This is a genomic window from Pyxidicoccus trucidator (assembly GCF_010894435.1).
Classification (GTDB): domain Bacteria; phylum Myxococcota; class Myxococcia; order Myxococcales; family Myxococcaceae; genus Myxococcus; species Myxococcus trucidator.
This window is the reverse complement of record NZ_JAAIXZ010000021.1, coordinates 17,068-35,651: the sequence shown is the minus strand read 5'-3', so window position 1 is coordinate 35,651 and position 18,584 is coordinate 17,068. Positions and strand designations below refer to the sequence as shown.

Genomic DNA, 18,584 nt, shown 5'->3' with positions numbered 1-18,584 from the left:
AGCGTGGCGGGGCTCAGGGAATGGGCGTGTTCAGCCCATTGAGGAACGCGTCCTCGAAGAGCACCTGGTTGGCCGAGACGCCGAACCGGACCAGCCGGCCACCCAGCTGTGCGCCGACCTCCAGCGTGCGTCCCGAGGACGGCCCGGTCTGGATGACGGCGATGCGCACGAGCTCGTCGTCGACGACGCCCTGGGTCGTGATTGCGACGCTGGTCAGGGGGGCCCACCAGAAGATTGGAAAGCCGGAGGTGACCGAGGAGGTGATGACAGGGTGGTTCGCCAGGTCGCGGACGAACTGCGCCTCGGGCGTGGTGGCCTCGGCGTTGAGCCGCGCGAGGTAGTCCGTGCGGATCGGCACGTGGTTGGTCGCGTCAGCGCCAATCATGGCGATATCGGTCAGCAGGAAGTGGTCGAGCGTGGTCTGCGCCGCGACCGGGTCCGCCCAGGGGTTGAACGTCTGCGTCTGGTCGAACGTCATCTCCAGCCCGCAGCACAGGCCGCCGGGCACCCGGAGGGCGCCGCCCTGCACGAACACACGGGAGACTCTCGGGGCCAGCGACCTGCCGCCCTGGGACGCTCGGAGCTCGATGGCCCCGGCCACGTTGGTCAGCGGCCCCGTGGCGATGACGGTGACGGGCCGCGTCGACTCGACGAGCACGTTGATGATCGCCTGCTCGGCGGGCACCGTGGACGGCTCCTCGCTCGCCAGGCAGCCCGGTGTCATGTCGGTCAGCACCTGCTCGAAGGTCAGCCGCAACACGTCGGGGAAGGGGTTGACGCCCAGGCGCCGACTGTCCGCGACGGGCACGGTGCCGAGCCCGAAGCGCTCGAGCAGGCAGCGCGTGTGACGGATGGCTCGCCCGGGAAGTCCCGCGCCCGCGCTGGTGATGGTCACCAGCCGCAGGTCGATGTGTCCCGCCTTGTGGAGTCGAGCCAGGTGCGCCAGCGCGGCGGCATCGTCGAAGTCCATGTCGTGGTCGAAAATCACCGGGGGGCGCAGCTCGTCCACATTGACGTTCCGCCCCGAAGGGACCTCTTCGCTGGAGGTGTCCTCCGACGCGCACCCGATGCCGACGAACAGCACCGCCGCCACCCACGCGGCCCTCCAGTTCCTGGATGTGACGCGCTGTCGATTCATTCGGTGCCCCCCGGGCCGATGACACGGCGAGCGGCGCTTCGCACGGCCACCGCTTCGTGTGAGCCACACCCGTAGGTGCGCATGCGCAGGTGGGAAACCAGCGGCCTTCGAGGAGGAGGGGGGCGTCCGCGAAGGGACGACGCGGGGGCCCGCAGCGGATTGGCGCCTTTGTTCAAGCCCGCCCTCCCTCGGGTTCCTACGCTGGCGATGAAGCTGTCACCAGGAGGACCCGCATGGGTGCGCCCAGTTCGACTCAGACTCCGACGTTTCACGCAGGGAAGACCTTGATGTGGTTTCTCGCGCCCCTCGCGCTCGCGGGCCTCACCGCCGCGTGGGGCTGCACGACGACTCCCACTCACCGGGTCGTCTTTCCTTCCGTCCCGGCGGAGGTCCGCGCTCCCGGGGCGGTCCTCATGGTCCTCTCCGCCGCGTCCGAGCAGAAACTCGCGGACGGGAGCACCCGCCAGACGGGCGTCTTCTTGAACGAGTTCTACGAGCCCTATCGGGCGCTCGTCGACGCGGGCTACGAGGTGGTGCTCGCGACGCCGGAGGGACGGGCTCCCGCGTTCGACCCGGAGGGCGTGAAGCCGTCCTACTGGAAGGAGCATCCCGAGGCGCTCGCCGAAGCGCAGGCGCTGCTCACGCAGCTTCCCCAGCTGCGTGCACCGCTGCCGCTGTCCGAGGTCCGCACACGCTCGGACGCGTTTCAGGCCCTCCTCGTGCCGGGCGGCCAGGGCGTCATGGTGGACCTGCTCCACGACACGGACCTGCACGGACTGCTCCGCGACTTCGGCGCCACGGCCCGCCCCGTGGGACTCGTCTGCCATGCGCCCGCGCTCCTCTCCCGGTTGCCGAAGGAGCAGGGGCCCTTCGCGGGCCGGCGCGTCACCTCGGTGTCGGGCTTCGAGGAGTGGTACATCGAGACCTTCGTGATGGGCGCCCGCGCACAGGTCCGAGGCATCGGAGACCAACTCGACGAGGCCGGCTACCGCCACGAGACGGCGTTTCCGGGCCGCTCCCGCGCCGTGCGCGACTGCAACCTGGTGACGAGCCAGAATCCATTCTCCGGCGCGGCCTTCAACGTGCACTTCCTCGCCGCGCTCAGCGACTGGCGCAACGCGGGACGGTGCGAGCCGGAAGCCGGCACGCCTCCGGAGGACTCCCCCTGACGAGGGCCTGCTGACCATGGTGGACCAAGGTGTGATGACGAGCCCGGCGCTGAATGCCGTGCTGAAGGCCACCGTCGCTCGCGACTACCCGGGGATATCCACCGAGGGACGCGACAAGGTCGCCATGCTCCAGGACGTCATGGACGCACATGGCTGGCGAGCGGTGCTGGAGCTGGGGCGTGAGCTGCGGACCTTGTCGTCGCACCCCGTGCTCCGGGCCCTCGTCGCGGGGGCGACGCCCCGGCACGCGATGGAGCGGTGGAGAACCCTCGAGCGCTTCCTTCACTCACGCCACCGCACCCAGCTCCTCGAGCATGACCTGGCGCGTGCTCGAATGACCGTGCGGCACGTGGCCATCGACGGAGGGAAGATTCTCACCGTCAACGACCTGTTCATCTGGGGCGTCCTCGTGGCGCTCCTGGAGACCGCGGGCTTCACCGGACTGAAAGTGACACTCGAGCGTGCGTCCGGCGCGCCCGTCGTCATCCACGGTGGAGCCTCGAAGTCCGCGGCGAGGAGGCTGCCCGACGCGACCGACGTGGCGACCTTCCATTGGAAGCCCACGAGGCAGGCTCCTCCTCCGGCGTGCGATGCGCAGGGGAGGGGAGAGCTCCACGCGGTTCGTGGCCGGCTCCAGCAGCTCATGAGTGGCGATCTGCTGCACTCCTGGACGGTCGAGGAGTGCGCGCAGCGACTGTCCCTGTCACGTCGTGGCCTTCAACGCGCCCTGCAGCAGGAAGGAACGACGTTCTCCGAGACCCTGCAGCGGGCGCGTGTCGACGCCGCGCATGCACTGCTGGGCGACGCGGGCCTGACGCTGACGGATGTCGCGTTCTGTACCGGCTTCTCCGACCAGGCGCACTTCTCCAGGACGTTTCGCAGGTACAACGACGTGCCTCCCTCGGCACTGCGCGAGCTGATGCTCTCGACTACTCCCGGAGGAGCGCCGCGAGCTGCTCCGCCACGGACACGAGGTTCGGCGCCTCGAGCATCGTGAAGTGGTCTCCGGGCACCTCGAGCACCTGTGGCTCCGTGGACAGCCAGGTGCTCCAGCCGAGGTCCCCCGCACTGGCGGCCGCCTTGAGGAGCACGGCGCGGCCGGCGTAAGGGGCCGGGACGTAGGTCCGCTGGGCCTCGCTGAGTCGCTGGAAGACGCGGAAGAGGCGCTCGGTCTCATCCAGGTCCAGCTCGGGCGCGGCCTCGGGCAGGCGCTGGACCTGCTCCAGCAGCCAGGCCAACCGCTCCCGGCCCTCGAGCTGCTCCAGCGTTGCCGTGTCCAACCGCAGGGACTGCCAGGGCAGGTCGAGGAGCCGGCCGAAGGTGGCCAGCTCGTTGAGGGCTCCGGGCTTCGGCCCGATGCGCGGCCCGGGAGCGTGGGTGTCGAGCATCACCAGCAGCTCCACCGTGTCGCCCTCTGCCTGGAACCGGCGGGCCAGCTCGTAGGCCACGAGCCCGCCGAATGACCAGCCTCCCAGCAGGTACGGGCCCCGGGGCTGCACCGCGCGAAGCTGGGGGAGGTAGTGCTCGGCCAGCGCCTCGACGGATGCGGGCGGCGGCGCGCCACCGTCCAATCCGGGCGCTCGGAGGGCGTAGACGGCCTGGTCCGCGGGGAGCAGGCGGGCCAGGCTGGCGTAGGCGTCCACGCCGCCGCCACCGCCATGGATGAGGAACAGCGGTCGGCCACGCTCCTGTCCCGCCTTGAGGGGCACCAGGTTGGAGGCTGACGCGGTGAGCTCCGGCCGGGCGTCGTCCATGGCACTGGCCAGGGCCGCGATGGTGGGGTGCTCGAAGAGGGTGGCCAGCGGCACGCGCCGGTGCAGGTCCCGCTGGAGCCGGGAGACCAGTCGCGCGGCCAGGAGGGAGTGGCCGCCCAGGGCGAAGAAGTCGTCCTCGGCGCCCACGCGCGGCAGGCCCAGCACCTCGGCCCACAGCGCAGCGAGCTTTTCCTCCATGGGCGTGCGGGGTGCGACGTACTGGCTCGCGGGGGCCAGGTCCGGCGCGGGCAGGGCCTTGCGGTCCAACTTGCCGTGGATGTTGAGGGGCAGGGCTTCCAGGGGGACGAAGGCGGAGGGCACCATGTACTCGGGCAGCTTCCGCAGGAGCGTGGCGCGCAGCGAGGCCGGTTCCACACGCCTCGCCTCGTCCGTGACGACGTAGGCCACCAGTCGCTTGTTTCCGGGCACGTCCTCGCGTGCCAGCACCACGGCATGGCGGACCTCCGGCACCTCTTCCAGCGCGGCCTCGATTTCCCCCAGCTCGATGCGCAGGCCGCGCAGCTTCACCTGGAAGTCGATGCGGCCCAGGAACTCCAGCTCTGCGTTGGCCAGCCAGCGCACCTTGTCGCCGGTGCGGTACAGGCGCGCACCAGGCTCCGAGGAGAAGGGATTGGGGACGAACTTCTCAGCGGTCAGCTCCGGGCGGTCCAGGTAGCCGCGCGCCAGGCCCGCGCCGCCCATGCACAGCTCGCCGGGCACGCCCACGGGCACCGGCCTCAGCCGCTCATCCAGCACGTACGCCTGCATGTTGGCCAGCGGGCGCCCCAGGGAAGGCCGGCGCGTGTCGGAGGTAATCGGCCGTGCGACGGCGTTGCAGGTGTACTCGGTGGGGCCGTAGACGTTGAAGGGGATGAGGTTGGGGTGCGTGGCCAGCCTCGTCCAGAGGGCCTCATCAATCGCCTCGCCACCGGGGAGTACGCGGATGGGCCGCGAGTCGCCGAGGCCCTCATCCAGCAGCAGGCGCAGGTGGGAGGGAGAGCAGTCCAGCAGGTCCACCTGGTGCTTCTCCAGCCAGGCCTTCATCAGCGCCACGTCCTCGCGAGCCGCCTGCGGCACCACGCACAACGCGTAGCCGTCCGCCAACTGCACCAACTGCTGGACGGAGGAGTCGAAGGCCAGGGGCGCATTCAGGGTGGAGCGCAGCGGGCCCTCGGCGCGCGCGTGCACGATGAAGTCGATGGCGGCCCGCATGTTCATGATGGAGGCGTGCTGCACCATGACGCCCTTGGGCCGGCCGGTGGAGCCCGAGGTGTAGATGACGTAGGCCAGGTGCCGCGGGGCGCTCACGTGGGGAGGGTTGGCCTCGGACTCGCGGGCGAGCGCTTCACCCATGTGGGGGCTGTCGAGGAAGAGGGGCTCCACGCCGGAGCCCTCCAGCAGGCCGGCCAGGTGCTGCTGGGTGAGGACGAGTCGGGCGCCGCAGTCCTGGAGCATGAAGGCCAGGCGCTCGCGCGGGTAGGCCGGGTCCATGGGGACGTAGGCAGCGCCGGCCTTGAGGATGCCCAGCACGGCGACCACCATGTCCACGCCACGCTCCAGGCACAGGCCGACGCGCACCTCGGGTCCGGCGCCGCGCTGGCGCAAGAGACGGGCGAGCCGGTTGGCGCGGCGGTTGAACTCGGCGAAGGACAGCTGGGTGGAATCGTCGAGGACGGCCAGGGCGTCAGGAGTCTGCGCGGCCACCGCCTCGATGCGCTCGTGGAGGGTGCCCACCCAGGGCACCTCGCGGCGCGTGTCGTTCCAGTCCACCAGGATGCGCTTCAGCTCGTCGGCCCCCATCAGCGGCAGGGCGTCCAGGCGCGTCTCCGGAGCGGCGACGGCGGCTTCCAGCAGCGTGCGCAGGTGCTCCACCATGCGGGCCACGGTGGGCTGCTCGAAGAGGTCGGTGCGGTAGCCCAGGGTGCCGGAGAAGCCCTCGGGCGTCTCGGTGAGGGCGAGGGTGAGGTCGAACTTCACCGTCTCCAGCCCGGACTCGACGGGAGCCAGGCGCAGCGGCGGAAGGCCGGCCTTGCCTGCACCCAGCTGCAGCGCCTGCACGGGCGTGTTCTGCAGCACGAGCATGGCCTGGAAGAGGGGCGAATGGCTGAGGCTGCGCTGGGGCTGCAGCTCCTCCACCAGCTTCTCGAAGGGCACGTCCTGGTGCTCGTAGGCGCCCAGGGTGGTGGAGCGCACCTGGGCGAGCAGCTGGCGGAAGGTGGCCTGGGAGTTCACGCGTGAGCGCAGCACCAGGGTGTTGACGAAGAAGCCGATGAGGCCCTCCGTCTCCCCGCGGGTGCGGCCGGCGATGGGCGAGCCGACGCTGACGTCGTCCTGCCCGGAGTAGCGAGCCAGCAGCACCTGCCACGCCGCGAGCAGCACCATGAAGGGAGTGACGCCCTCGCGCTGGCAGAGCGCCAGCAGTGCGTCCGCTAGCGCCCTGGGGAGGTGGACCGGCAGGTGGGCCCCGCGGAAGGACTGGACGGCGGGACGGGGCTTGTCGCCGGGCAGCTCCAGCACGGGGGCCGCGCCGGCCAACTGCTGCTTCCAGAAGCCGAGCTGGCGCTGGAGCACCTCGCCCTGCAGCCACGCGCGCTGCCACTCCGCGAAGTCGACGTACTGCACCGGCAGCGGCGGCAGCTGTGCCTCCACGCCGGTGGCCCGGGCCGAGTACAGCGTGGCGAGCTCGTGGACGAGCACGCCCATGGACCAGCCGTCGGAGACGATGTGGTGCATCGTCGCCAGCAGCACGTGTTCCTGCTCCCCGAGCCGTAGCAGCGTGACGCGGAAGAGGGGACCGGTGGCCAGGTCGAAGGGGCGCAGCGCCTCCTCGTGGGCCAGCCGCCGGGCCTCGTCCTGACGCTCGGCGGCAGGCAGCGCCTCCAGGTCCACCACGGGCAGGCGGATGTCCGAGGGCGGGTGGATGCGCTGGACGGGCTCGCCCTCGCGTGAGGCGAAGGTGGTGCGCAGCGACTCGTGGCGCGACACCACCTGCGTGAGGGCGTGCTCCAGGGCGGCCACGTCCAGCGCGCCCTCCAGGCGCAGCCCGGTGGGCATGTTGTAGAGGGGGCTGCCGGGCTCGAACTGGTCGATGAACCAGAGCCGCTGCTGGGCGAAGGACAGTGGCAGCTCCCCCGAGCGGGACACGGGCACCAAGGCGGGGACCTGGACGCCGTTGCCGGCGCGCGAGGCCGCCTCGACGCGAAGCGCAAGGGCGGCGACGGTGGGCGCCTCGAACAGCGCGCGCAGGGGCAGCTCCACCTGGAAGGTGCGGCGCAGGCGGGAGACGAGCTGGGTGGCCCGCAGCGAGTGGCCGCCCAGGGCGAAGAAGTCGTCGTGCACGCCGACGGACGGGACGCCGAGCACCTCGGAGAAGAGGTCCGCGAGCAGCTCCTCCGTGGGTGTGCACGGCGCGGCGAAGCCGGCTGTGGGGGCGGCCGGGGCGGGCAGGGCCTTGCGGTCCAGCTTGCCGTGGGTGTTGAGGGGCAGGGCCTCCAGGGTGACGAAGGCGGAGGGCACCATGTACTCGGGCAGCTTCCGCAGGAGCGTGGCGCGCAGCGAGGCCGGGTCCACGCGCCTCGCCTCGTCCGTGACGACGTAGGCCACCAGTCGCTTGTTTCCGGGCACGTCCTCGCGTGCCAGCACCACGGCATGGCGGACCTCCGGCACCTCTTCCAGCGCGGCCTCGATTTCCCCCAGCTCGATGCGCAGGCCGCGCAGCTTCACCTGGAAGTCGATGCGGCCCAGGAACTCCAGCTCTGCGTTGGCCAGCCAGCGCACCTTGTCGCCGGTGCGGTACAGGCGCGCACCAGGCTCCGAGGAGAAGGGATTGGGGACGAACTTCTCAGCGGTCAGCTCCGGGCGGTCCAGGTAGCCGCGCGCCAGGCCGGCGCCGCCCATGCACAGCTCGCCGGGCACGCCCACGGGCACCGGCCGCAGCCGCTCGTCCAGCACGTACGCCTGCATGTTGGCCAGCGGGCGCCCCAGGGAAGGCCGGCGCGTGTCGGAAGTAATCGGCCGTGCGGCGGCGTTGCAGGTGTACTCGGTGGGCCCGTAGACGTTGAAGGGGATGAGGTTGGGGTGAGTGGCCAGCCGCGTCCAGAGGGCCTCATCTATCGCCTCGCCGCCGGGGAGTACGCGGAGGGGCCGCGAGTCGCCCAGGCCCTCGTCCAGCAGCAGGCGCAGGTGGGAGGGAGAGCAGTCCAGCAGGTCTACCTGGTGCTTCTCCAGCCAGGCCTTCATCAGCGCCACGTCCTCGCGCGCCGCCTGCGGCACCACGCACAACGTGTAGCCGTCCGCCAGCTGCACCAGCTGCTGGACGGAGGCGTCGAAGGCCAGGGGCGCATTCAGGGTGGAGCGCAGCGGGCCCTCGGCGCGCGCGTGCACGATGAAGTCGATGGCGGCCCGCATGTTCATGATGGAGGCGTGCTGCACCATGACGCCCTTGGGCCGGCCAGTGGAGCCCGAGGTGTAGATGACATAGGCCAGGTGCTGCGGAGCGCTCACGTGGGGAGGGTTGGCCTCGGACTCGCGGGCGAGCTGCGCACGCACGGCCTCGTCGTCCAGGTAGAGCGGCTCGACGCCGGAGCCCTCCATACGCTCGGACAGGTGGCTTTGAGTAAGGGCCAGTCGGGCGCCGCAGTCCTGGATCATGAAGGCCAGGCGCTCGCGCGGGTAGGCCGGATCCATGGGGACGTAGGCGGCGCCGGTCTTGAGGATGCCGAGCACGGCGACCACCATGTCCACGCCACGCTCCATGCAGAGAGCGACGCGCACCTCGGGCCCGACACCGCGCTGGCGCAAGAGTCGGGCGAGCCGGTTGGCGCGGCGGTTGAAATCGGCGAAGGACAGCTGGGTGGAGTCGTCGAGGACGGCCAGGGCGTCAGGAGTCTGCGCGGCCACCGCCTCGATGCGCTCGTGGAGGGCGCCCACCCAGGGCACCTCGCGGCGCGTGTCGTTCCAGTCCACCAGGATGCGCTTCAGCTCGTCGGCGCCCATCAGCGGCAGGGCATCCAGGCGCGTCTCCGGAGCGGCGACGGCGGCTTCCAGCAGGGTGCGCAGGTGCTCCACCATGCGGGCCACGGTGGGCTGCTCGAAGAGGTCGGTGCGGTAGCCCAGGGTGCCGGAGAAGCCCTCGGGCGTCTCGGTGAGGGCGAGGGTGAGGTCGAACTTCACCGTCTCCAGCCCGGACTCGACGGGAGCCAGGCGCAGCGGCGGGAGGCCGGCCTTGCCTGCACCCAGCTGCAGCGCCTGCACGGGCGTGTTCTGCAGCACGAGCATGACCTGGAAGAGGGGCGAGTGGCTGAGGCTGCGCTGAGGCTGCAGCTCCTCGACGAGCTTCTCGAAGGGCACGTCCTGGTGCTCGTAGGCGCCCAGGGTGGTGGAGCGCACCTGGGCGAGCAGCTGGCGGAAGGTGGCCTGAGAGTCCACGCGTGAGCGCAGCACCAGGGTGTTGACGAAGAAGCCGATGAGGCCCTCCGTCTCCCCACGGGTGCGGCCGGCGATGGGCGAGCCGACGCTGACGTCGTCCTGCCCCGAGTAGCGCGCCAGCAGCACCTGCCATGCCGCGAGCAGCGCCATGAAGGGGGTGACGCCCTCGCGCTGGCAGAGCGCCAGGAGCGCGTCCGCTAGCGTCCGGGGCAGGTGGACCGGCAGGTGAGCCCCGCGGAAGGACTGGACGGCGGGACGCGGCTTGTCGCCAAGCAGCTCCAGCACGGGGGCGGCGCCGGCCAGCTGCTGCTTCCAGAAGCCGAGCTGGCGCTGGAGCACCTCGCCCTGCAGCCATGCGCGCTGCCACTCCGCGAAGTCGACGTACTGCACGGGCAGTGGCGGCAGCTGTGCCTCCACGCCGGTGGCCCGGGCCGAGTACAGCGCGGCGAGCTCGCGGACGAGCACGTTCGTGGACCAGCCGTCGGAGACGATGTGGTGCATCGTCATGAGCAGCACGTGCTCCGCCGGCTCCAGGCGCAGCAGCGTGGCCCGGAGAAGCGGGCCGGTGGCGAGGTCGAAGGGCCGCAGCGCCTCTTCCCTGCTCCGGCTGCGGACCTCGGCCTCACGGGCCTCGGGGGGCAGGGCGCTCAAGTCCATGACGGCCAGCGAGAAGCCGGGGCTCGGGTGGATGAGCTGCACGGGCTCGCCGTCTTCCACCGCGAAGGTGGTCCGCAGCACCTCGTGGCGCTCGATGAGCGCGAGGAAGGCGTGCTCCAGGGCGCCCGCGTCCAGCGCCCCCGAGATACGCAGGGCGGAGGGAATGTTGTAGGTGGCGCTGCCGGGTTCGACCTGGTCGATGATCCACAGCCGCTGCTGGGCGAAGGATAGGGGCCGCGGGCCCGAGCGGGGCACGCGCAGCATGGGCGGAGCCGCGGGCACCTGCGCACCCTGGAGTGTGTCGATGTGCTGGGCCAGCCCTGACAGGGTGGGCGCTTCGAAGAGGGTGCGCAGGGGCACCTCGACTCCGAGGGCGGCGCGGATGCGGGTGACGAGCTGGGTCGCCAGCAGCGAGTGGCCGCCCAGGGCGAAGAAGCTGTCGTCCCGGCCCACGCGCTCGACGCGCAGCAGGTTGCGCCAGAGGGTGGCCAGCGCCTGCTCCACCGGCGTGGCGGGTGCGTGGAAGGAAGCTTCATTCCACGAGGCCTCGGGCGAGGGCAGGGCCTTCCTGTCCACCTTGCCGTTGGGCGTCAGCGGCAGGGCCTGGAGTACGACGAAGGCCGAGGGCAGCATGTACTCCGGCAGCTGCCGGGCCAGCCAGGTGCGCAGGGCCTGGGTATCCGGCCCGGAGCCGCTGCCCTCCTCGGAAGAGGGGACGACATAGGCGACGAGCCTTGGTGCGGCGCCGTCCTCCCGCACCAGGACCAGGGCGTTGGAGATGTCCGGGTGGGAGCGCAGGGCGGCTTCGATTTCGCCCAGCTCGATGCGGAAGCCGCGCAGCTTCACCTGGAAGTCGGCGCGGCCCAGGTAGTCGAGCGTGCCGTCGGCCTGCCAGCGCACCCTGTCGCCGGTGCGGTACATGCGCGCGCCGGGCTCCTGGCTGAAGGGGTCCGGCACGAAGCGTTCGGCCGTCAGTTCCGGGCGGCGCAGGTAGCCGCGCGCCACACCGGCTCCGCCGATGAAGAGCTCTCCGGGGACGCCGGGAGGTATCGGCTGAAGGTGCGCATCCATCACGTAGACGCGCACGTTCGCCAGCGGCCTGCCAATGGTGGGCTGCGTACCGGCCCGCAGGCGGAAGGTGGTGGCGTCGACGGTGGTCTCGGTGGGGCCGTAGACGTTGAAGGTCTGGGTGCGCTCGGAGCTGGCGAGCTGCTGCCAGGTGGCTTCGTCGATGGCCTCGCCCCCGGGCACCAGCAATCCGGGCACGTGGGCCGATTCCAGCAAGCCCTCCTGCAGCAGCAGCCGCAGCAACGAAGGGGTGCAGTCGAGCGCCTGGACGCGGTGCAGGGCCAGCCAGTCCACCAGGGCGTGCGCGTCCCTGCGCAGCTCTTCGGGAACGATGACGAGGCAGTGGCCGTCGAGCACCTGGATGAGCTGCTTGATGGAGGCGTCGAAGGCCAGCGGCGCATTGAGGGTGACGCGCGAGCCCGGGGGCAGGCCAGCGTAGACAGTCTGACGCAAGGCGCGGTGGAGGTTGAGCACCGAGCGGTGCTCGACCATGACGCCCTTGGGCCGTCCGGTGCTGCCGGAGGTGTAGATGACGTAGGCGAGGCTGTCGGCCGTCACTTCGGAGTCAGGAGGTGACTGAGGCTGGCGCGCGAGCAGTGGCGCGTCGGCGTCGAGCAGCACGAGGCGCTCGCCGCGAGAGGGCACCCTGGGCGCCAGGGCCTGCAGGGTGATGACGACGGGAGCCGCGGAGTCGGCCAGCATGAAGCCGAGGCGCTCAGCGGGGTAGCTCGGGTCCAGGGGGACGAAGGCACCGCCGGCCTTGAGGACGCCGAAGAGCGCGACGACCTGCTCGACGGAGCGCTCCAGCAGGAGTGGGACGAGGGTGTCCGGGCCGACGCCCAGCGAGCGCAGGTGCCAGGCGAGTTGGTTGGCGCGTGCGTCCAGTTGGCGGTAGGTGAGCGAGTCGTCACCGAAGCGCAGGGCCTCCGCATCTGGAGTGCGTTGGGCCTGGGCCTCGAAGAGGTGGTGGATGCAGCTGTCCCGCGGGAAGGGCGCGGGCTGGCCATTCCACTCCACCAGCACGCGCTGGCGCTCGGCCTCCGACAGGAGGGAGATGTCGCCCAGCCGGCTGCCGGACTGCGACACCAGCGCCTCCAGCGCCAGGGCCCAGTGCTCCAGCAGCCCTTCCAGGCGCGGTGCTTCGAAGCGTCCCGCCGGATACGTCAGGCTCAGCCCCAGACGCGGGCCGGGCGCGGCCACGGCCACCAGCGGCAGGTCCGGCTGCTCGCGCGCATGGACGTCCCGGATGCCCAGCTCGGCGCCGGCCGAGTTCACCGCGGCGTCGACGGGGTAGTTCTCGAAGACGAAGAGGGACTGGAACAGCGGAGTGCCGCGAGGCACGGCGCTCCAGCCCTGGATGCGCACCAGCGCGGAGTGCTCGTGCTGGCGCTGCTCCGCCTGCCGCGTGTGCAGTCCCTGGAGCCACGCGAGGACTCTCAGGTCCTCGTCCACCCGCACGCGCACGGGCAGCGTGTTGATGAACAGGCCCACGGCCTGCTCGATGCCGGGCACCGCCGCGGAGCGGCCGGAGCTGGTGGCCCCGAAGAGGACCTCGTCCTCGCCCGTGTGTCGCGACAGCGCCAGGGCCCAGGCGGCCTGCACCACGTCATTGGGGGTGAGCTGGTGCTGGCGGGCGAAGGCCTGGAGCGCGGAGGTGGCCTCGGCGGAGAGCCGCGTGTGCCGCGCCTCGCGAGAGGGCGCCGCACCGGAGCTCGCGGAGCGCAGGCCTGGCAGGGGCGTGGGGGCGGTGAAGCCGCGCAGCGCCTCCCGCCAGTACGCCTCGGTGCGCTCCTCGGGCTGTTGCCCCAGCCAGGCGATGTAGTCGCGGAAGGAGCGCGACGGGCTCCGGGGCGGCGTCCGGCCCGCGCGGAGCTCGCCGTAGGCAGTGAAGAGCTCCTGGAAGAGCAGCCCCAGGCTCCAGCCGTCCAGCAGCAGGTGGTGGTGGCTCCAGAGGACGCGCCAGGTGTGCTCGCCCAGGCGCACCACCGTCAGGCGCATCAGCGGAGGCCGGCGCAGGTCGAACCCGCGCACCCGGTCCTCGCTCATCAGGGCGTCGAGGCGTGCCCGCTGTCCGGCCTCGGGCACGTCCCTCCAGTCCTGCTCCTCCCAGGGCAGGGGGACGCCTGGGTGGACGTGCTGCAGCGGCTCGTCGAGCCCGTCCCATATAAAGGAGGTGCGCAGCAGCGGGTGGCGCTCCACGGCGGCCTCCCACGCGCGCCGGAAGGCGGCCAGGTCCACCGTGCCGCCGAAGGTCCACGCGAGCTGCGAGACGTAGACGCCCGAGCCGGGCTCCGCCAGCGTGTGGAAGAGCAGGCCCTGCTGGAGCGGCGACAGCGGGTAGAGGTCCTCCACGGCCAGGCCCGCTGGCAGCAGCCGGTCGAGCGTGGCCTGCTCCAGCTTCGCGAGCGGGAAGTCGGCCGGCGTGTAGCGGCGCGCGTCCTCGGAAGCGCGGGTGGCGATGAGCTGCCGCAGCGCCACGAGGCAGTGCGTGGCCAGCGCCTGGACGGTCTCCTCCCGGTGCAGCGCCGTGCTGTACGTCCAGCCCAACGTCAGCCGGCCGTCGAAGACGTAGCCGGTGACTTCCAGCGCGTGGGTGCGCTCGCCCTCCGGGCTCCTCAGCGCGCCCGTGGGCCCTCCCGTGGGCGTGAAGGGCGGCGGCGTGGCGCCCGGCGCCTGCGAGCCGCCGAGCTGGTCGAACTGGCCCAGGTAGTTGAAGAGCACCTGCGCCTGGGGGGCGTCGCGCAGGAGATGGGCCCCTTCGTCGCCGGACAGGTAGCGCAGCAGCCCGTAGCCCATGCCACGCCGGGGCAGGCGGCGCAGCGCGTCCCGCACGGCGCGCAGCCGGTCGCCCGGGGTGACGGCGCCGGAGACGTCGAACACGACGGGATACAGCGAGGTGAACCATCCCACGGTGCGTGACAGGTCCACGTCCTCGAAGAGGTCTTCGCGGCCGTGGCCCTCCAGGTCCACGCGCAGCCGGGGCTGGCCCGTCCAGTGCGTCACGCCCTCCATCACCGCGGCCAGCAGCACGTCATTGATGTGGGCGCGCCAGGCGGCGGGAGTCTCCTGCAGCAACAGGCGCGTCTCCTCCGCGTCCAGCGACACGCTCACCCCGCGGGCAGAGGCCTGCGAGTTGCCGCCGCCCGGCAGGTCCACCGGCAGGGCGGGCACGTGCGCGTGAGCGGACTCCTGCCAGTAGGGCCACTCGTGCGTCAGCTCCTCGGAGCGGGCGAAGGCCCGCAGCTTCTCCGCCCAGGCCTTGAAGGAGGTGGACTTCGGAGGCAGGGCCACAGCCTCGCCGCGCAGCGACTGCGAATAGGCGGTGGACAGGTCCTCCAGCAGGATGCGCCAGGAGACGCCGTCCACGGCGAGGTGGTGGATGGCCAGCAGCAGCCGGGGCGCGCGGGCCGGGCCGAAGTGGAAGAGGGCAGCGCGCAGCAGCCGTCCCTCGTCCAGCCGGAGGCTGGCTTGGATGCGGGTGGCCTCGGCCTCCAGCGCCTGCGCCTGGGCGGCCTCGGGCAGGGAGGACAGGTCCATCGGCTCCACGCGCACGAGCGCCTCCAGCCCGGCGAGGTGCTGGTGCGCGGTGCCGTCCGCCCCGAGCGTGAAGCGCAGGCGCAGCGAGTCGTGGTGCGCCACCAGGGCCTGGAGGGCTTTCTCCAGGGCAGGCACGTCCACCGCCCCGCGAGCGGCCAGGACGACGGCCTGGTTGTAGTGGTGGAGGTGGGCCGGCGGCTGCTCGAAGAAAGCGAGCTGGATGGGCGTCAGCGGCACCGGGCCCTGCACCAGGCCCTGCTCGGCCTGGACCTGGCCTTCACGCTTCACCACGCGCGCCAGGGCCTCCAGCGTCTGGTGCTGGAAGACGAGGTTGGCGGCCAGGTGCAGGCCCGCGCGGCGGGCGCGAGAGACGAGTTGGATGGCGAGGATGGAGTCACCGCCCAGCTCGAAGAAGTTGTCGTGCGGCCCGACGCGGGGCACGCCCAGCAGCTCCGCCCAGACAGTGGCCAGGGCGGCTTCCTCGGGCGTGCGAGGCCCGGTGAAGTCCCCGTCGTCACGCGGCCGCGCCTCCGGGGCGGGCAGGGCCTTGCGGTCAAGCTTGCCGTTGGGCGACAGGGGCAGCGCCTCCAGCGCCACGAAGGCCGAGGGCACCATGTGCTCCGGCAGCCGGCCCGTCAGCGCCTCGCGCAGCGCGGAGCCGTCCAGCGTGGCGCCCTCGCCCGGCACCACATAGGCCACCAGCCGCTTGTGCCCCGGAATGTCCTCGCGTGCCACCACTACCGCCTGGCGCACGTCCGGGTGCGCGGCCAGCGCCGCCTCGATTTCACCCAGCTCAATCCGGAAGCCGCGCACCTTCACCTGGAAGTCGAGCCGGCCCAGGTAGTCCACCGTGCCGTCGGGCAGCCAGCGGGCCAGGTCGCCGGTGCGGTACATGCGCGCGCCCGGCTCCGGGGAGAACGGGTCCGGCACGAAGCGCTCCGCCGTCAGCGCGGGCCGCTGGAGGTAGCCGCGGCCCACCTGGACGCCGGCGATGTACAGCTCGCCCGGCACTCCCACCGGAACCGGCGACAGGTGCGCGTCCAGCAGGTGGATGCGCGTGTTGGCCACCGGCCGGCCGATGGGCACCGAGGCGCGGCGGTCGTCCCCCCGGCACTCCCAGAAGGTGACGTCCACGGCCGCCTCGGTGGGGCCATAGAGGTTGTGCAGCCCGGCGCCCGGCAGCCGCTCCAGGCAGTGCCGCGCCAGGTCCGCCGGCAGCGCCTCGCCGCTGCAGACGATGCGCCGCACGGACGCGCACGCGGTCTCCAGTCCGGGCTCCTGGAGGAAGGCCTGGAGCATGGAGGGGACGAAGTGCAGCGTGGTGACGCGACAGTCCTGGATGAGGCGCGCCAGGTAGGCCGGGTCCTGGTGCCCGCCGGGACGGGCCACCACCAGCTGCGCGCCCGTCAGTAGTGGCCAGAAGAACTCCCAGACCGACACGTCGAAGCTGAAGGGCGTCTTCTGCAGCACCGTGTCCGTGGAAGTCAGCCCGTACTCCTGCTGCATCCACAGCAGGCGGTTGACGATGCCCGCGTGCGCGTTCATCGCCCCCTTGGGGCGGCCCGTGCTGCCGGAGGTGAAGATGACGTACGCCAGTGCCTCCGGCCCGGCCAGGGGTACGGGGCACGACGAGGGCTGGCGGGCCACCACGTCCCAGTCACTGTCCAGGCACAACACCTGGGCGGAGTGGGGCGGCAGCACCCCGAGCAGGTGCTGCTGGGTCAGCAGCACCGGGGCGGCCGCGTCCTCCAGCATCCACGCCAGCCGCTCGCGCGGGTAGGCCGGGTCCAGCGGCACGTAGGCGGCGCCCGCCTTGAGCACGCCCAATAGCGCCACCACCATCTCCAGCGAGCGCTCCAGGCACACGCCCACCAGCACCTCGGGGCCGGCCCCCAGCGCGCGCAGCTGGTGCGCCAGCTGGTTGGTACGGGCCTCCAGCTGAGCATAGGTGAGGGCGTCGTCGCCGAAGCGAAGGGCCAGGGCATCGGGCGTACGCCGGGCCTGGGCCTCGAAGAGGTGGTGGATGCAGGCGTCTTCGGGGAAGGGCGTGGGCTGACCCTGCCACTCCACGAGCACGCGCTGGCGCTCGACCGCGTCCATCAATGGCAGCGCGGAGAGAGGCTGCTCCGGATGGGCGGCAAGGCCCTCCAGCAGCGTGAGCAGGTGGCCGGCCATGCGCGCCACGGTCGAAGCGTCGAACAGGTCCGTGGCGTACACGAACTCGCCCCGGAAGCCGTCGGGTGTCTCCTCCAGGGCGAGGCTCAGGTCGAACTTGGCCGGTACGGCTTCCGGAGCCAGCGGCTGCAGGCGCAGCCCCGGCAGCTCCAGCGGGCCCATGGGGGTGTTCTGGAGGGCGAAGCTGACCTGGAAGAGGGGCGAGTGGCCCAGGCTGCGCTGGGGCCGGAGCTCGTCGACGAGCTTGTCGAAGGGAAGGTCCTGGTGCTCGTAGGCGCCCAGTGTGGTCGCGCGCACCTGGGCCAGCAGCGAGAGGAAGGAGTCTTCGGGCCTGAGGTGCGTGCGCAGGACGAGGGTGTTGACGAAGAAGCCGATGAGGCCTTCGGTCTGGCCATGGGTGCGACCGGCGATGGGCGCGCCCACGGCGATATCCGCCACGCCGGAGTAGCGGTGGAGCAGGACCTGGAAGCCTGCCAGCAGCGTCATGAAGGGCGTCACGCCCTGGCGCGTGGAGAGGCGCTTGAGAGACTCGGAGATGTCGCGAGCCAGGCGCACGGGCAGTTGGGCGCCACGGTGGGACTGGATGGCGGGGCGCGGCCTGTCGCCAGGCAACTCCAGCACGTGGGGGACGCCCGCCAGGTGCTCGCGCCACCAGCCCAGCTGCTTCTCCAGCGCGTCGCCTTGTAGCCAGCCGCGCTGCCAGGCGGCGTAGTCGGCGTACTGCACCGGCAACCGCGGCAGCGCAGAGGGCTGCCCCTTCGCAAAGGCGGCGTAGAGGGCCGCCACCTCGCGCACCAGCACGCCCATGGACCAGCCGTCCGAGACGATGTGGTGCAGGGTGAACAGCAGCACGTGCACTTCGTCGTCCAGCCGGAGCAGCGAGCCGCGCAGCAGCGGGCCGGTCGCGAGGTTGAAGGGGCGCAGAGCCTCTTCTCGTGCCAGCCCGCGGGCCTCTGCTTCGCGCCGGGCAGCAGGCAGCCCCGTCAGGTCCACCCGCGCCAGGGAGAAGTCGCTGCCGGGGTGGATGCACGGCACCGGCTGGCCTTCACGAGAGGCGAAGGTGGTGCGCAGGACCTCGTGACGGCGCACCACCTCGGCCAACGCGCTCTCCAGTGCCTTGGCGTCCAACGCGCCCTCCAGGCGCAAGGCCTCGGGCAGGTTGTAGGTGGCGCTGTCAGGCTCCAGCTGGTCGATGAGCCACAGCCGCTGCTGGGAAAACGAGAGCGGCAGCTCGCCCGTGCGAGGCACCGGGACGAGCGGAGGCAGGGTGAGACCCCGGGCCTGTCGACGGCTCACCTCCACCTGCTGGGCGAGCTGCGAGAGGGTGGGAGCGGAGAACAGCTCGCGCAGGGACAGCTCCACGCCAAAGAGGGAGCGCAGGCGGGAGATGAGCTGGGTGGCCAGCAGGGAGTGGCCGCCCAGCTCGAAGAAGTCATCGTGGGGGCCGACACGAGAGACGCCCAGCAGTTGGGCCCAGAGGCCGGCCAGCAGCTCTTCGGTGGGAGTGCGCGGTGCGACCTCGTCGACGCTGGGGGCCGCGGCCTCCGGGGTGGGCAGGGCCTTGCGGTCCACCTTGCCGTTGGGCGTCAGCGGCAGGGCATCCAGGTGCACGATGATGGAAGGCACCATGTACTCGGGCAGCTGCCGGGCGAGTGAATC

4 protein-coding genes (1 of these 4 running past the window's edge) are annotated in these 18,584 nt (G+C 71.8%); 2 read left to right on the top strand and 2 right to left on the bottom strand.

The features are described 5' to 3' along the window. Nucleotides 1–13 precede the first annotated feature (13 nt). Nucleotides 14–1,138 (bottom strand): nucleoside hydrolase, encoded by a 1,125-nt coding sequence (locus G4D85_RS39890; RefSeq protein ID WP_164019497.1) that lies wholly within the window; start codon nucleotides 1,136–1,138, stop codon nucleotides 14–16. Between the two features lie 287 nt (nucleotides 1,139–1,425). On the opposite strand from G4D85_RS39890, the gene G4D85_RS39885 reads away from it, so the two are divergent. Further along, the gene (locus G4D85_RS39885) at nucleotides 1,426–2,307 is read left to right on the top strand and encodes a type 1 glutamine amidotransferase domain-containing protein (protein ID WP_240359780.1); all 882 of its coding nucleotides are present in this window, start codon (nucleotides 1,426–1,428) and stop codon (nucleotides 2,305–2,307) included. 16 nt (nucleotides 2,308–2,323) lie between these two features. After that, nucleotides 2,324–3,304 carry a helix-turn-helix transcriptional regulator gene (locus G4D85_RS39880; protein WP_164019496.1) on the top strand — a complete coding sequence of 327 codons (981 nt, stop codon included), beginning with the start codon at nucleotides 2,324–2,326 and terminating at the stop codon, nucleotides 3,302–3,304. On the opposite strand, the gene G4D85_RS39875 is transcribed toward G4D85_RS39880, so the two are convergent. After that, nucleotides 3,237–18,584, bottom strand: the 3' portion of a protein-coding gene (locus G4D85_RS39875) for a non-ribosomal peptide synthetase (RefSeq protein WP_164019495.1). Its footprint extends 12,384 nt past the window's final position; the window shows 15,348 of its 27,732 coding nt (coding positions 12,385–27,732); its start codon lies beyond the right edge, outside the window — the gene reads right to left on this strand; its stop codon occupies nucleotides 3,237–3,239. The two genes, G4D85_RS39880 and G4D85_RS39875, sit on opposite strands and share 68 nt — an antisense overlap.

Coding starts and splice junctions, on each gene's coding strand:
- G4D85_RS39890 (WP_164019497.1), bottom strand. CDS start 1,138: ATGAATCGACAGCGCGTCACATCCAGGAACTGGAGGGCCGCGTGGGTG.
- G4D85_RS39885 (WP_240359780.1), top strand. CDS start 1,426: ATGTGGTTTCTCGCGCCCCTCGCGCTCGCGGGCCTCACCGCCGCGTGG.
- G4D85_RS39880 (WP_164019496.1), top strand. CDS start 2,324: ATGGTGGACCAAGGTGTGATGACGAGCCCGGCGCTGAATGCCGTGCTG.